The 940-nt window shown below is 58.3% G+C and carries 1 rRNA gene and 1 pseudogene; one reads left to right on the forward strand and one right to left on the reverse strand.

Annotation, left to right across the window (positions count from 1 at the left end):
- Positions 1–80: 80 nt before the first annotated feature.
- A pseudogene (locus ACP7BV_RS27335) lies at positions 81–407 on the forward strand (FAD-dependent oxidoreductase); the annotation flags it as partial.
- 185 nt (positions 408–592) lie between these two features.
- Here ACP7BV_RS27335 and rrf read toward each other — a convergent pair.
- Positions 593–705, reverse strand: a 5S ribosomal RNA gene (gene rrf / locus ACP7BV_RS27340).
- Positions 706–940: the final 235 nt, after the last annotated feature.

Raw genomic sequence — 940 nt, forward strand, 5'->3', positions numbered from 1 at the left:
CATGGCCTTGAGCTGCACGGCCTGCTGGTAGATCTTGGCCGCATTCTTGCGGATCTCCGCTTCGCTGTGCAGCATGACCTGTCAACTTGAACGATGCGCACAGTCAAGCGGCGGCGCCGACCGTCAGCCTGCTCTACGACGCCACCAAGCTGGTTACCAGCCGGCTTGGTACAGAGCGCATCCGCGTTGCCGGCACCGCTGAGTTCAATGGTTTAAACCGCGATATTCGCGCCGACAGAATTCGTCCCCTGGTCGACTGGGTTCACCACTGCTTCCCAGGAATTAATACGCGCAGCGTCGTTCCGTGGGCCGGCTTGCGTCCGATGCTGCCCACCATGCTGCCGCGCGTCGGGCGGGGCAAGTCGCCGTGCGTGTTCTACAACACGGGACACGGCCATCTTGGCTAGACCCTGTCGGCAGCGACCGCCGACGCAATTGCCCAGGTGGATTCACGCGGGCATGCCGCAGAGCGCATGTAGATCCAACCCCGGACTGCTCGAACTTTGCATAGTTGAGACAGGGCCACGTGACAGACCCGATAGATAGACGAAAAAAAACCCCGGCGTCTCCACGGGGGTTTTCTAGAATAATAGCCTGACGATGACCTACTTTCACACTGGTTGCAGCACTATCATCGGCGTAAAATCGTTTCACGGTCCTGTTCGGGATGGGAAGGGGTGGTACCGATTTACTATGGTCATCAGGCATAACTTGTACTGAAATCGTTCCCGACTGGGCAACGCTTTCGGATGTCTCTGTCATGCAGGCGCGTATTATAGCCGCGCCCTTTCCAAGTATGCAAGGCATACCTCGATGTAGAGCGCCTGCTGCTCGCCGATAACGGCGTCCGATCACGGGCCGATGCAAATGGAACGGATGAAATGATGGTAACGGGGCGCAAGCATGGCGGATTGCATCCGCCCTACGGTTGCCGTGCTTG

The sequence above is a fragment of the Massilia sp. TSP1-1-2 genome (genome assembly GCF_049896185.1).
Taxonomy (GTDB): Bacteria; Pseudomonadota; Gammaproteobacteria; order Burkholderiales; family Burkholderiaceae_D; genus Telluria_A.